The organism is Rhizobium sp. SVR5-2C, from assembly GCF_056755115.1.
The window spans coordinates 1-12,931 of record NZ_JBNDHT010000170.1; the positions used below are offsets into that span (position 1 = coordinate 1).

At 59.9% G+C, this 12,931-nt stretch carries 14 protein-coding genes and 1 pseudogene; 13 read left to right on the top strand and 2 right to left on the bottom strand.

The window, feature by feature from the left end; genetic code table 11:
• From ACPYOI_RS31385 to ACPYOI_RS31425, 9 genes are all read left to right on the top strand, one after another.
• A partial coding sequence (locus ACPYOI_RS31385; RefSeq protein ID WP_481423843.1) for an N-formylglutamate amidohydrolase occupies positions 1 to 292 on the top strand: 292 nt, incomplete at its 5' end.
• Between the two features lie 121 nt (positions 293 to 413).
• Complete coding sequence (locus ACPYOI_RS31390) at positions 414 to 1,961, top strand: amino acid permease (RefSeq protein WP_481414818.1); 1,548 nt, start codon at positions 414 to 416, stop codon at positions 1,959 to 1,961.
• Positions 1,962 to 2,105: 144 nt separating this feature from the next.
• Positions 2,106 to 3,473 carry a glutamine synthetase family protein gene (locus ACPYOI_RS31395; RefSeq protein ID WP_481414817.1) on the top strand — a complete coding sequence of 456 codons (1,368 nt, stop codon included), beginning with the start codon at positions 2,106 to 2,108 and terminating at the stop codon, positions 3,471 to 3,473.
• Positions 3,474 to 3,535: 62 nt separating this feature from the next.
• Positions 3,536 to 4,021, top strand: a complete 486-nt coding sequence (locus ACPYOI_RS31400) for a helix-turn-helix domain-containing protein (RefSeq protein ID WP_481414816.1) — start codon at positions 3,536 to 3,538, stop codon at positions 4,019 to 4,021.
• Positions 4,014 to 4,430 carry a type II toxin-antitoxin system VapC family toxin gene (locus ACPYOI_RS31405; protein ID WP_481414815.1) on the top strand — a complete coding sequence of 139 codons (417 nt, stop codon included), beginning with the start codon at positions 4,014 to 4,016 and terminating at the stop codon, positions 4,428 to 4,430. Before ACPYOI_RS31400 ends, ACPYOI_RS31405 begins: the two co-directional genes overlap by 8 nt.
• An 18-nt stretch (positions 4,431 to 4,448) precedes the next feature.
• A complete protein-coding gene (locus ACPYOI_RS31410; protein ID WP_481414814.1) occupies positions 4,449 to 5,834 on the top strand; it encodes an aldehyde dehydrogenase family protein in 1,386 nt (461 codons plus the stop codon).
• Positions 5,831 to 6,982, top strand: coding sequence for an iron-containing alcohol dehydrogenase (locus ACPYOI_RS31415; protein ID WP_481414813.1), 1,152 nt, complete (start codon positions 5,831 to 5,833; stop codon positions 6,980 to 6,982). The genes ACPYOI_RS31410 and ACPYOI_RS31415 overlap by 4 nt, the downstream gene beginning before the upstream one ends.
• A 163-nt stretch (positions 6,983 to 7,145) precedes the next feature.
• The gene (locus ACPYOI_RS31420) at positions 7,146 to 7,490 is read left to right on the top strand and encodes a hypothetical protein (protein ID WP_481423844.1); all 345 of its coding nucleotides are present in this window, start codon (positions 7,146 to 7,148) and stop codon (positions 7,488 to 7,490) included.
• Between the two features lie 264 nt (positions 7,491 to 7,754).
• Positions 7,755 to 8,468, top strand: a complete 714-nt coding sequence (locus ACPYOI_RS31425) for an AAA family ATPase (RefSeq protein WP_481414812.1) — start codon at positions 7,755 to 7,757, stop codon at positions 8,466 to 8,468.
• 99 nt (positions 8,469 to 8,567) lie between these two features.
• On the opposite strand, the gene ACPYOI_RS31430 is transcribed toward ACPYOI_RS31425, so the two are convergent.
• The gene (locus tag ACPYOI_RS31430; RefSeq protein WP_481414811.1) at positions 8,568 to 9,251 is read right to left on the bottom strand and encodes a glutathione S-transferase family protein; all 684 of its coding nucleotides are present in this window, start codon (positions 9,249 to 9,251) and stop codon (positions 8,568 to 8,570) included.
• Between the two features lie 118 nt (positions 9,252 to 9,369).
• Here ACPYOI_RS31430 and ACPYOI_RS31435 point away from each other — a divergent pair, with 118 nt between their 5' ends.
• On the top strand, positions 9,370 to 9,834 hold the full coding sequence (locus ACPYOI_RS31435; RefSeq protein WP_481414841.1) for a MarR family winged helix-turn-helix transcriptional regulator: 465 nt from the start codon (positions 9,370 to 9,372) through the stop codon (positions 9,832 to 9,834).
• A gap of 58 nt (positions 9,835 to 9,892) precedes the next feature.
• On the opposite strand, the gene ACPYOI_RS31440 is transcribed toward ACPYOI_RS31435, so the two are convergent.
• Positions 9,893 to 11,269, bottom strand: coding sequence for a L,D-transpeptidase (locus ACPYOI_RS31440; RefSeq protein ID WP_481414810.1), 1,377 nt, complete (start codon positions 11,267 to 11,269; stop codon positions 9,893 to 9,895).
• A gap of 247 nt (positions 11,270 to 11,516) precedes the next feature.
• Here ACPYOI_RS31440 and ACPYOI_RS31445 point away from each other — a divergent pair, with 247 nt between their 5' ends.
• The 3 genes and pseudogenes from ACPYOI_RS31445 to ACPYOI_RS31455 all read left to right on the top strand — a co-directional run.
• Positions 11,517 to 12,356 (top strand): DUF4432 family protein, encoded by an 840-nt coding sequence (locus ACPYOI_RS31445; protein WP_481414809.1) that lies wholly within the window; start codon positions 11,517 to 11,519, stop codon positions 12,354 to 12,356.
• A 73-nt stretch (positions 12,357 to 12,429) separates the two neighbouring features.
• Complete coding sequence (locus tag ACPYOI_RS31450; protein WP_481414807.1) at positions 12,430 to 12,768, top strand: protein tyrosine phosphatase family protein; 339 nt, start codon at positions 12,430 to 12,432, stop codon at positions 12,766 to 12,768.
• Between the two features lie 54 nt (positions 12,769 to 12,822).
• Positions 12,823 to 12,931 (top strand): annotated as a pseudogene (locus tag ACPYOI_RS31455) (RidA family protein); the annotation flags it as partial.

Consider the following 12,931-nt stretch of genomic DNA (forward strand, 5'->3'; position numbering starts at 1 on the left):
CTATAATGGCAAGGAACGTGCAGTCGAGCTTGGTATCCTGCACGATGCCGATGACCGCCTGGCAGAGCGGATGCTGGCAACTGCAGCCGACGCGCCGCTCTACAGAACCGAAAGAAACGAGCCGTATGGCCCTCAGGACGGCGTGACGCACACGCTGATCCTGCACGGGCTTTCCAACGGGCTTCGTAATGTAATGATCGAGATCCGCAACGATCTCATCAGTGACGATGCCGGCCAAGGGGTCATGGCCGACTATCTGACAGGGCTGCTTCAGCAAAGTCTGGAAGCCTGAATATAAAGAGAAGACCCCAGGGAGCAGTCTAACTGCGATTTGCACGTGGCGAACACGCCGCGGGCAACTTGGCATTGATCAACCGCAATCCCGCGGCTGATCGCTAAAACAGGGGGAAGTCATGTCGGATTATACCGAACTTGATAAAAAGCAGGATATGAGCGTCCTGCATTCCATGGGCTATGCCCAGGAACTGGAAAGGCGGATGAGTGCATTCTCGAACTTCGCCGTTTCCTTCTCGATCATCTGCATTCTTTCGGGCGGCATCAACTCGCTCGCGCAGGCGACTGCCGGGGCGGGCGGCGCCGCGATCGGCATCGGCTGGCCGCTCGGCTGCTTCATCTCGCTCGTCTTCGCCGTTGCGATGGCGCAGATCGGCTCCGCCTATCCAACCGCGGGCGGTCTTTATCATTGGGGTTCCATCCTCGGCAACCGCTTCACCGGCTGGGTGACCGCATGGTTCAACCTGCTCGGTCTCGTGACCGTTCTCGGCGCCATTAACGTCGGTACCTATTATTTCTTCATGGGTTCCTTCGGCACGCCTTATTTCGGCCTGGCGGACACGACCTTCGTTCGTATCGTCTTCCTGGTCATCATTACCGGTGCGCAGGCGCTGGTGAACCACATGGGCATTGGCTTGACCGCCAAGCTGACGGACTTTTCGGGCTACCTCATCTTCGCGACCGCGATCGTGCTTGCGGCGGTTTGCCTGTTGGCGGCTCCGTCCTACGAGTTCGGCCGTCTCTTCACCTTCGCCAACTATTCGGGTGAAGCGGGCGGCAATGTCTGGCCCGCCACCTCCGGCCTCTGGGTCTTCCTGCTCGGTCTGCTGCTGCCGATCTACACGATCACCGGCTATGACGCATCGGCTCACACGTCGGAAGAAACCGTCAAGGCTGCCCATTCCGTTCCGCGCGGCATGGTCTCCTCGGTTCTGTGGTCGGCGCTCTTCGGCTACATCATGCTTTGCGCATTCGTTCTGATGCTGCCCAGCATGGACGAAGCCGCCAAGCAGGGCTGGAACGTGTTCTTCTGGGCGATGGACAGTCAGGTCAACCCATTGGTCAAGGACCTCCTTTACCTCGCAATCCTGGTCAGCCAGTGGTTGTGCGGCCTAGCGACGGTGACCTCCGTATCGCGGATGATCTTCGCCTTCTCGCGTGACGGCGGTCTGCCGGCATCCAGGGCGTTGTCGAGGGTCAGCCCAAAACACCGCACGCCCGTCGCGGCGATCTGGACGGGCTCAATCCTTGCGGTTCTGTTCGTTTGGGGTTCGTCGCTCGTCTCGATCGGCGAAACGCCGGTTTACACGATCGTCGTGTCGTGCACCGTCATCTTCCTCTTCTTCTCCTTCGCGATCCCGATCACGCTCGGCCTGTTCGCCTGGGGCACGTCGAAGTGGGACAAGATGGGTCCGTGGAACCTCGGCGAGGGGATGTTCAAGCTCTTTGCCGTGCTCTCGATCATCGCAATGGTGCTGATTTTCGTTCTCGGAATCCAGCCGCCGAATGATTGGGCGCTTTACATCACCGTCGGCTTCCTCGTTCTGACCGCCATCATCTGGTTCGGGTTCGAGAGCCGCCGTTTCAAGGGCCCGCCGATCGGCGAGGAAGTGGCACGCCGCCAGGCTGAAATCGCCGCCGCTGAGAAGGCTGTCGGCGAGGTGTAAAAAACTGAGGCTTCCCTCTCAACCGGCGGGGCTGCAGTCCAAGCAGCCCCGCCGATAGTTCAACGAAGAAGTTTTTCCGGCCGCCATGCCCGGGCATGGCGTTTCGTTGTTCCGAGCGCAATTCAAGGTTCAGGCGGATAAATTATGAGCAGCTATACTCTCGACGATCTCAAGCAGGATGTAGCCGATGGGCGCATCGACACGGTTATCGCGTGCCAGGTGGATATGCAGGGCCGGCTGATGGGCAAGCGCTTCCAGGCGGAATACTTCATCGAAAGCGCCTGGAAGGAAACGCATAGCTGCAACTATCTGCAGGCGACCGACATGGAGATGGAAACCGTCTCCGGCTACAAGGCGACGAGCTGGGAAAAAGGCTATGGCGACTATACCATGAAGCCGGACCTTGCCACGCTTCGCTGCATTCCGTGGCTGGAGGGGACGGCGCTGGTGCTCTGCGACGTGCTCGACCATCACACGCACGAGGAGGTGCCGCATTCGCCGCGCGCGATCCTGAAGAAGCAGGTCAAGCGCCTCGAGGCCATGGGCATGAAGGCCTTCATGGCCTCCGAACTCGAATTCTTCCTGTTCGACCAGACCTATGAATCGGCCCATGCTTCGGCCTATCGCAATCTGAAGCTCGCCAGCCCCTACAATGAAGACTACCACATCTTCCAGACCACGAAGGAAGAGGATGTGATGCGGGCGATCCGCACCGGCCTGCAGGGGGCCGGCATTCCGGTCGAAAATTCCAAGGGCGAGGCTTCGGCAGGGCAGGAAGAAATCAACGTCCGTTACGCTGACGCCCTGACCATGGCCGACCGGCACGCCATCATCAAGAACGGCTGCAAGGAGATTGCCTGGTCGAAGGGCAAGGCGATCACCTTCCTCGCCAAGTGGAGCTACACGTCCGCCGGTAGCTCTTCGCATGTCCATCAGTCGCTGTGGAGCGCTGACGGCAAGACGCCGCTTTTCTTTGACGAGAAGGGCAAGTACGGCATGTCGCCGCTGATGCAGAACTATGTCGCCGGTCTTCTGGCTCATGCCAGCGAAATCACCTATTTCCTGGCGCCGTACATCAACTCCTACAAGCGCTTCATGGCCGGCACCTTCGCGCCGACCAAAGCCATCTGGAGCAAGGATAACCGTACGGCGGGCTATCGTCTCTGCGGCGACGATACGAAGGCGATCCGCATCGAGTGCCGCGTCGGCGGCTCCGATCTCAACCCCTATCTCGCCTTTGCCGCACTGCTTGCCGCCGGCATCGACGGCATCGAAAACAAGCTTGAACTTGAAGCGCCCTTCGTGGGAGATGCGTACGGCGCACGCGAGGTCCGCGAGATTCCGCGCACGCTTCGCGCGGCAACGGTCGCCATGACGAAGTCGGAGATGCTGCGCAGCGCCTTCGGCGACGACGTGATCGATCACTATACCCGCGCCGCCGAATGGGAGCAGGAAGAATACGACCGGCGCGTGACGGACTGGGAAGTGGCGCGCGGTTTCGAGAGAGCGTGACGTTGACATTATTGCAACACGATGAGAGCGTTGCGATGGTTTAGTTGCGAGGTGTTGTGACTATGGAGAAGAAATTTCCCATTAACACGGAATGGTTCCGGCTCAAACTTCGTGAAAAGGGTCGGTCAGCAAGCGCCTTAGCTGCGTTTTTGGGGCTTGATAAGTCTGCTGTGTCGCGACTGCTGAATGGCGTTCGCAATGTATCGGCTGAAGAACAAGACAAGATTGCGCAGTTCCTGGGAGTGGATGTCGCGGAGGTTGCCATGCATAGGCGTGGCAAGCAGACTGGCTTTGCGGAGAAGAAGCAGGAGGCTTATGTGCAGGATCTCCGCCGGTCAGCTCTCGAACCTCCCGTGGACATGTTCACGGAGGCCGATATCATCCACAAGGACGGCAAGCGCTGGATGGAAGCTCCGGACGGCACACTGATCGAACTGCATCCGGCATTTGGATGCATGAAAGGAACGATCACGGTCATGCCGGGTGTTGACCTGACAGCGCCGATGGATTGGGACGAAGAATGGGGCGAAAAGCTCTACAATGAGTAGTCCATACCTTCTGGATACTTGTGCGGTGATCTGGATAACTCAAAACGAGGCTTTGGCGTTGAGTGCCGTCGCGGCGCTCTCCGATTGCAGAGCCCGCAGCGTTCCGGTCTTCGTTTCCGCAGTGACGGCGTGGGAGATGGCAATGCTATTAATGCGGCGCCGAATTCGTGAGACTCGGGAAGCGAAACGCTGGTACGACGATTTCAGGCATGAAGCGCAGGTGGGCGAACAACCTGTTACGGCCGATGTCTTTATTGCTTCCTGCGCGCTGCCGCAGCCTATTCACAAAGACCCGATTGATCGCATCCTAATTGCCACCGCACGCGAGCACGACCTGACCATCATTACTCGCGACAGAGCTATCCTCGCCTATGGCGCCGCGGGCCACGTGAAAACCCTGGCCTGTTAAAAATCGGAGTGAGATTGAATGACAATGATCCAATGCATATCACCGGTCGATGGATCGGTTTACGCAGAACGCCAGGCGCTTTCGCTGGAGGCGGCCAAGGAGGCCGTCGCCCGCGCCCGCAAGGCGCAGAAGGCCTGGGCAAAACGGCCGCTCGAAGAGCGCGTCCAACTGGTGCTCAAGGGTGTTGCGCGGCTCAATGAAATGTCCGACGTCGTCGTGCCGGAACTCGCTTGGCAGATGGGCCGCCCGGTCAAGTACGGCGGCGAATATCGCGGCTTCAACGAACGCTCCAACTATGTGGCCTCAATCGCGGCCGATGCGCTTGCGCCGCTCGTTGTCGAGGAAAGCGACAAGTTCGAGCGCCGCATCGAGCGCGAAGCGCATGGCGTCGTGTTCGTCGTGGCGCCCTGGAACTACCCCTACATGACGGCGATCAACACGATCGCGCCGGCGCTGATGGCCGGCAACGCAGTCGTCCTGAAGCATGCCTCGCAGACGCTGCTCGTCGGCGAACGGCTGGTGCAGGCCTTTGTCGAGGCGGGCGTGCCAGATGATGTCTTCCAGAACGTCTTCCTCGATCACGAGACGACCTCGGCACTGATTGCCGCCGGCAGCTTCAACTTCGTCAACTTCACCGGTTCGGTCGAAGGCGGCCGCTCGATGGAGCGGGCTGCGGCCGGTACCTTTACGGGCCTCGGTCTCGAACTCGGCGGCAAGGATCCAGGCTACGTCATGGAAGACGCCGACCTCGATGCCGCCGTCGACACGCTGATGGACGGCGCGACCTACAATTCCGGCCAGTGCTGCTGCGGCATCGAGCGCATCTACGTGCACGAGTCGCTCTATGACGCGTTCGTCGAAAAATCGGTCGCCTGGGTGTCGAACTACAAGCTCGGTAACCCGCTCGATCCGGAAACCTCGCTTGGGCCGATGGCGAACAAGCGTTTCGCCAAGGTCGTGCGCGAGCAGATCGCCGATGCCGTTTCCAAGGGCGCCAAGGCGCTGGTCGATCCGAAGCTCTTCCCGCAGGACGATGGTGGCGCCTATCTCGCCCCGCAGGTCCTCGTCAATGTTGATCATTCCATGTCGTTCATGCGCGAGGAGACCTTCGGCCCGGCTGTCGGCATCATGAAGGTGAAGAGCGACGAGGAAGCGCTGGCGCTGATGAACGACAGCCAGTACGGGCTGACGGCTTCGCTTTGGACGAGGGATCCGGAGCGGGCAGGGCGGCTTGGCCGCGAGATCGAAACCGGCACCGTCTTCATGAACCGCGCCGACTATCTGGATCCCGCGCTTTGCTGGACGGGCGTCAAGGAAACCGGCCGCGGCGGCTCGCTCTCGATCATCGGCTTCCACAATTTGACGCGTCCGAAATCCTTCCACCTCAAGAAAGTCACAGCATGAGCAGCAACATCACAGCCAACTGGAGCTATCCGACCGCCGTCAAGCTCGGCCGCGGCCGCATAAAGGAATTGGCGGACGCCTGCAAGAGCCTCGGCATGAAGAAGCCACTCTTGATCACCGATCGCGGCCTGGCTTCGATGGCCATCACCAGGAACGCGCTTGATATCCTTGAAGACGCCGGCCTCGGCCGCGCGATCTTCGCCGACGTCGATCCGAATCCGAACGACAAGAATCTCGATGCCGGCGTTAAGGCCTTCAAGGATGGCGGCCATGACGGCGTGGTTGCCTTCGGCGGCGGGTCCGGTCTCGACCTCGGCAAATGCGTGGCCTTCATGGCCGGGCAGACGCGCCCGGTCTGGGACTTCGAGGACATCGGCGACTGGTGGACGCGCGCGAGCGTCGAACGCATTGCGCCGATCGTTGCCGTGCCGACGACGGCGGGCACCGGCTCGGAAGTCGGCCGCGCCAGCGTCATCACCAATTCAGAAACGCATGTGAAGAAGATCATCTTCCACCCGAAGTTCCTGCCGGGCGTGGTTATCTCCGATCCGGAACTGACGGTCGGCATGCCGAAGATCATCACCGCGGGTACCGGCATGGATGCCTTCGCACATTGCCTCGAAGCCTATTCCTCGCCCTTCTACCACCCAATGTCGGCCGGCATCGCGCTGGAAGGCATGCGTCTCGTCAAGGAATTCCTGCCGCGCGCCTACAAAGAGGGAACGGACCTCGAAGCCCGCGCCAACATGATGGCGGCAGCTGCCATGGGCGCCGTCGCCTTCCAGAAGGGGCTCGGAGCGATCCATGCGCTGTCGCACCCGATCGGCGCCGTCTACAACACGCATCACGGCATGACCAATGCGGTCGTCATGCCTGCCGTGCTCCGGTTCAACCGCAAGGCCATCGAAGACAAGATCGCGCGCGCCGCAGCCTATCTCGGCATTTCCGGCGGCTTCGACGGCTTCTACGACTATGTGTTGCAGCTTCGCGCCGGACTCGGCGTACCGGAAAGCCTCTCGGCTATGGGAATCAAACCAGACCGAATCGCCGAATTGTCCGCAATGGCGATCGAGGATCCGAGCGCGGGCGGCAATCCTGTGCCGATGACGCTCGAAAATACCAAGGCGCTTTTCGCGGAGTGCTTCTAAAACACGCCGGCGGCGTTCCGCAAGGGGATACGTCGTCGCACCTTCATCGTAATGATTGCAAAATATCTTTATTAAACCTAAAAAAGAGGGTGGAGGAGTAAATGCATAATGGGAGGAATCTATGCATCGTTCATCTCGCTGTTTGTTTGCAGCCGCAGCATTCATGAGCTTGGCACTGCCGGCCGCGGCAAGCGCTGAGTCCTTTCCAAGCCTTGCAGAACAGGGCTATTCCGTTAGCGTGCTTGGACCGGGAAAGTTTGGAGGTCTCGGCTGGGTGGTTTCGAAGGGTAACGAGCAGTTCTTCTGCCGTATCCGGGCAAGCTTGGCTTATGTCGGGGAAAAGGATATGGTCAGCTTCTCGAAGAGTGGACGGATAGTCACGCTCAATCGTGCCGTCTTCGAATCCTCGCTGGGGAGGCCCGACTCGACGCTTCCACAGTTGGCTGATCTGCAGGCTGGCCATCCGAGGCCGGCAGATGTCGGAACATGCAGCCCGCTCGCGAAGTAGCCGGCAATACGCCTGATCGACACTGATTTCACCCGGCTCCTTTTGATGTAAGCCGGAGCATTCAAATCGGCCCTGGAAAGCCCAGCTTTCCGGGGTTTTTTTGTTTTTTCGTCGTTCCAGTTTTCAGCAATATGAGAAATCCGACCGCAATTTCGCCGCCGTTGTTTAAATTTTGTTAACCATGATTCGAAAGGATGGATTAACGCACGCTGAGTCCGAAAGTGCGCAAGAGAGCGATGTCGCTCGCGACTTTGAGGATCGAACATGGCAGTGATCACATTTGCAAACACCAAGGGCGGCGCCGGCAAGACCACGGCTGTTCTTTTGCTGGCGACCGAGCTTGCCCGCAAAGGTTATCGGGTCGCCATCCTCGATGCAGATCCGCAGCACTGGATCACGCGCTGGCACGAGATTTCCGGCGATGTGCCGAACCTTGAGGTCATCGATTTCGTGACCTCCGCCTCGCTTCCACTTCACATCAGCGAGAATAGCGAAACCATCGACTACTTCGTCGTCGATCTGCCCGGCGCACGCAATCCGCTGCTGGCCACCGCTGTCGGTCTTTCCGACCATGTGTTGATCCCGATCCAGGGCTGCGCCATGGATGCGCGCGGTGGCGCGCAGGTGCTGGAACTGCTGCAGTATCTCAATGAGAAGGCGGGTATCAAGATCGCTCATTCGGTGGTTCTGACCCGTGTCAACTCGATGGTGACCACGCGTGCGCTGCAGCTCGTCAAATCGCTGCTCAGCCAACGGAATGTTCCGGTCCTCGATACGGCCATCATAGAGCGCTCGGCATTCCGCGATATTTTCGATTGCGGCGGTACGCTGCACAGCATGGACCCGGCGCGCGTCTCCAACCTCGACAGAGCGCGCGAGAATGCGCTCTGTTTTGTCGAAGAAATCATGCGCAAGGTGCCCGTCAGGCTTCCGGCAGCGGCACGCCTTGCCGGCCTGCTAATGCGCGACGCGGCTTGATCTGGACGTTGCACTGAGGCGCGGTCGCTTAAGCGGGGCGATGCGACCTCAACTCACCGGATAGTGCTCTGCATTTGTGAGGCTACAAAAGTCAGCGTCTCAGGCGGCCTGTCTCAGAAGCCACGCGTCATGGTTCTTGAGGAAGACCTCGAGGCGATCGGCATAGTCCTCAGTTACTGCCTGCGTCACACTTTCCCGGCTGGCCAGCGTCTTTCGCCAGGCCGTCACATGCGCAAGGTTATCGAACACGCCGTTCGGCGCAATCGCGTCGAACACGTCGAAATAGCGGAAAATCGGCGCAAATACCGCATCGACGAGGCTGAATGCAGGACCGGCGAAGAAGGGCCCGGCACCCAACTCATCCTCGATGCGCCTGAACTTTTCGATCAGCGCCAAGCGCTTTGCCTCATAGGTCGCCGGATCCTTTGCGGTCTCAAATCCCCACAGGTCCGAGAGGATGGACGAACCGAACTCGATCCAGCCGCGATGTTGCGCCCGCGCGAGCGGATCGGCCGGATGGAGCGGGATGCCGGATTGGGTCTCTTCGAGATATTCGCAGATGACGGCGCTTTCGAACAACACCGCCTCCGTTCCATCCACCTGTCGCACGACCAGCAACGGCACCTTGCCGAGAGGGGAAATGGCGAGGAACCAATCGGGCTTTGCGGCGAGATCGATATACCTGCGCTCGAACGGAACGCCTTTCTCGATCAGCGCAATGGCCGCGCGCTGGACGTAGGGGCAGAGATGATGGCTGATCAGGGTCAGCTTGGCGTCGGACATGATGAAGCTCCTATTTTGCTGGAATCAACGGATCGAATGCGAAGGCTCCGTCGCTATAGATGTAATTGCATCTATATTGCGGCTTGCTTTGTGGGTCAATATAGATGTAAATGCATCTATGTCGGATTGTTCAAACCTCACAACCAATCAGCCTTCGCCGTCCATCACACGTGCATGGATCCGTCTTATGCGTGCTCAACGGCTGCTGTTGACGGCGATCGAGCAGGACTTGAAGGCGGCGGCCTTGCCACCGCTCGGCTGGTATGACGTTCTGCTGGAGCTGACGCGCGCTGAGGACGGCAAGTTGCGCCCCTACGAGATCGAGGAGCGCACGCTGCTCGCGCAACACAATCTTTCACGGCTTATCGACAGGATGGAGAAGGAAGGGCTTGTTCAGCGCGAGCTGTTCCGCGAGGACGGCCGGGGCCGGTGGGTTACCGTGACCGAGGCAGGGCACGCCATGCAAGCGCGCATGTGGACGGTCTATGCCTCGGCGCTGCAACGCCATCTAGGCACGAAGCTGGATGATGTCCGCGCCAATCAACTGGCCGACTTGCTGGCGGCGCTGTCGCGAAAATCCTGACAACGGCCAGGTCCTTGCGGCTAGCTGTTGGTTCCTACGTGCGCTTGGACTTGTCGGCTTAATCGACGAATTCAACCGTCACGCCCGGCTTCACCATTTTGGCGAGTTCCGTTGCATCCCAGTTCGTCAGGCGGATGCAGCCGTGGCTCTGCGTGCGGCCGATCTTCGAAGGTTCGGGCGTGCCGTGAATGCCGTATGTCGGCTTCGAAAGCGCGATCCAGACCGTTCCGACCGGACCGTTCGGGCCGGGCGGAATATTCAGGATCTTGTCGTTTGCGCCCTGCTGAAAGTTGATCCTCGGGTTGTAGGTGTAGCCCGGGTTCAGCGCGACGCGTTCGACGTTGACAAGGCCGGAAGGCGAGGGGGTGTCGGTGGAGCCGATCGAGGCGGGATAAGCGGCAACGAGCTTGCCTGCATCGTCATAGGCGAAGACCTGCTTCTTGGCCTTGTCCGCGAGGATTCTGGCGACGGTGGCTGCCTTGTTCTGGCCGGGATTGACGACCTTGATGACCGTGCCCGGAACGGTGAAGTCGGCGCCGGGGTTCATTTCCTTGAGGAAGGCTTCATCCATATGGAAACGCTCGGCGAGCATTTCCGTCGTCGATGTGTAGCCCATCGAAGGCAGAAGCGCCTTCTGCGAATAGTCTTCCGGAATCTGAGCGACATAGGGGCCTGCCGCGTCCGCGGGCGTGATCGTGTAGCTCACGATGGGCAGTCCGCCTGACAGACGAAGTTCCTCGAGAATCGCGTCGGTATTGTTCGGGTCCAGCTTTTCACCCGTCATCTGCTCGTAGGCGTAGATCGCCTTGGTGACGTTCGAGCCCATGTGGCCGTCGATGACACCCGGGGAAACGCCGGCGCGATCGAGGAAGACCTGAATGGCGACGATCTCCGGCTTCGATTTACCCTTCAGCGTGATAACGGGCTCTGAGGGCGGTGCCGGCTGCGCCTCGTTCGGGAACTGCTGATCCGGTTCGATCGACGCATAGTTCTCGTTCGGCGGATAGCCCCGGCCCTCGGTGCCCGGATAGGGCTGATCGTCAAGTGGTTCGCGCTGGATCTCCGCATCCCGGGGAATGGCGCCGGTAACCGCGCCGCGCTCCCTGTAGCGGCCGCCCTCGCTGTCCTCGGCATAGTAGGGGTCGTCGCCATAGGTTTCGCGGACAGGCGGCCGCGGATAATAGTTGCGGGCCTGCATTTCGGTCGCGACGACGTTGCCATATCTATCGACCAAGACGCGGTTGCCGTTGCGATCGCGTGTATAATAGACGTCAGCGCCGGGCGGCACGTAATCAATGATGGCGCCGTCCGGGGTTACCATGACGACACCGCGCTCGCGGCGGCCAAACTGCTGCGCATCCGCAACGGGTGCGACAGCGGTTAACGCAAGCACGGCAGCAGCAAGGGACAAACCCGATTTTACAAAGCGATTCACGTCTTTCACCTCGACCAGTGGCTGTGCCGACACACACCCGCAAATTTTGACGCTAATGTGGAAATTATGAATTCGTACTAAACAAAAGATGAAAAAAACTGTGATTGTTACCCGCGGCTAAACGCTTGGTTTTGTAAGCGGGTTCCATCGCGAAGCGCTGGTTGCGCTGGGGGCATGTTTTCCACAATTGACGAACAGGTGTGCGGATCCTAACGCTACGGCATCTCAAAGATAAGGAGGAGTCGCGATGATCGAATTCGCCGCCGCCAAGGGGCCGCGCCTGATGCTTGATGAGACATCCGTGATGGATATCGGCGGATGCATCGTCGAAGGCGTCGATATCGCGCCGAAGCGCGCTATTCCGGACGACGGCGATCCGCGGATCGACCACTCGCTCGAAGGCTTTCTCTTCACCTGTGGTCCGGATCACATCCGCCATCGCGAGCCGATCCCTGGCCGGACGGACGGCAAGATCTATCCGTTGCATGGGTCGGCTTCCGGCCATCCGGCCAGGGTTCTCTGGACCAAGTTCGAGAACGGTCACGCCGAATGCCGCGCCGACATCGATATCGTCACCGTCGAAGGATTGGCGCAGCGGATCGAAAGGTTGTGGCGCATTGATGGAACGACGGGCGAAGTGTCGCTGGACGACAAGATCGTCAACACCAGCAGCCGGACGGTCCCGACCTTCCTGATGTACCACATGAATACCGGGGGCAAATGGTTCGACCCAGGTACACGGCTGGAAGGCGAGATGCTCGAAGGCGGCGGTTTCCCGTGGACCTTCGGCGAAGAGCTTGGCGGCATCTTCTGTGTCGAGGCAGCGGCCAGCGAAGGCGGCTTAGCGGAGGTCCGACTTGGCCCGATGGCGGCTGTCGGCGGCAAGACGCTGCGCGTGCGCTTCCGCACAGACACGTTGCCCTATCTGCAGGTCTGGCGGAACCAGAAGGCGCCGGCGGACGTGCTCGGCATCGAACCGGTTTCGCATCGCTGGGTTTCGCGTGAGGAGCTTCAGGCGGGCGGCGAGTTCAACATGCTGAAGCCAGGCGAAAGCCGGAGTTATGCGCTTCGCTTCGCGTTCGTTTGAGCGAACTGTTTTGTTGACGCTTCCGGTCTTGCGTCGTAGAGCTTCTGCCATTCATTTTGAGGAGAAACGCGCGATGGACATCCGCCAGATCGACGACGAATATTCGGTATCCGGCCAGATCACGCTGGAGGATCTCGATCAGATCAAGGCGATGGGCTTCAAGTCGATCGTCTGCCATCGCCCGGACCAGGAAAGCCCGGACCAGACGCCATTTTCGGTGATCGCAGCCCGCGCCAAGGAACTGGGTCTTGAGATCGCGCAGGTGCCCGTGGGGCCGATGGGTGTGACGGAGGAAGCGGTGCAGGGCATGGTCGACGCACTCGACGAATTTCCGCGTCCAATGCTCGGCTATTGCCGCTCCGGTGCGCGCTCCACGGCGATCTACCAGAAGACGCAGCACATTCGTAACTGATCTTCCGGCGCGGCTTTGCGACCGCGCCCTTCATTTCACAGTCAGGAGAATATCATGAGCATCAAGCGTATCGACGTCGGCGCCCGCATGAGCGGCGCAGTCATCCACGGCAACACCGTCTATCTCGCCGGTCAGGTCGGCGAAGGCGAGAGCGTTGCCGAAC

Bases quoted from the DNA above. Each gene is read 5' to 3' on its own strand.
- ACPYOI_RS31425 (WP_481414812.1), top strand. From the start codon at position 7,755: ATGGCAGTGATCACATTTGCAAACACCAAGGGCGGCGCCGGCAAGACC.
- ACPYOI_RS31445 (WP_481414809.1), top strand. From the start codon at position 11,517: ATGATCGAATTCGCCGCCGCCAAGGGGCCGCGCCTGATGCTTGATGAG.
- ACPYOI_RS31400 (WP_481414816.1), top strand. From the start codon at position 3,536: ATGGAGAAGAAATTTCCCATTAACACGGAATGGTTCCGGCTCAAACTT.
- ACPYOI_RS31435 (WP_481414841.1), top strand. From the start codon at position 9,370: ATGTCGGATTGTTCAAACCTCACAACCAATCAGCCTTCGCCGTCCATC.
- ACPYOI_RS31420 (WP_481423844.1), top strand. From the start codon at position 7,146: ATGAGCTTGGCACTGCCGGCCGCGGCAAGCGCTGAGTCCTTTCCAAGC.
- ACPYOI_RS31390 (WP_481414818.1), top strand. From the start codon at position 414: ATGTCGGATTATACCGAACTTGATAAAAAGCAGGATATGAGCGTCCTG.
- ACPYOI_RS31405 (WP_481414815.1), top strand. From the start codon at position 4,014: ATGAGTAGTCCATACCTTCTGGATACTTGTGCGGTGATCTGGATAACT.
- ACPYOI_RS31395 (WP_481414817.1), top strand. From the start codon at position 2,106: ATGAGCAGCTATACTCTCGACGATCTCAAGCAGGATGTAGCCGATGGG.
- ACPYOI_RS31430 (WP_481414811.1), bottom strand. From the start codon at position 9,251: ATGTCCGACGCCAAGCTGACCCTGATCAGCCATCATCTCTGCCCCTAC.
- ACPYOI_RS31410 (WP_481414814.1), top strand. From the start codon at position 4,449: ATGACAATGATCCAATGCATATCACCGGTCGATGGATCGGTTTACGCA.
- ACPYOI_RS31450 (WP_481414807.1), top strand. From the start codon at position 12,430: ATGGACATCCGCCAGATCGACGACGAATATTCGGTATCCGGCCAGATC.
- ACPYOI_RS31415 (WP_481414813.1), top strand. From the start codon at position 5,831: ATGAGCAGCAACATCACAGCCAACTGGAGCTATCCGACCGCCGTCAAG.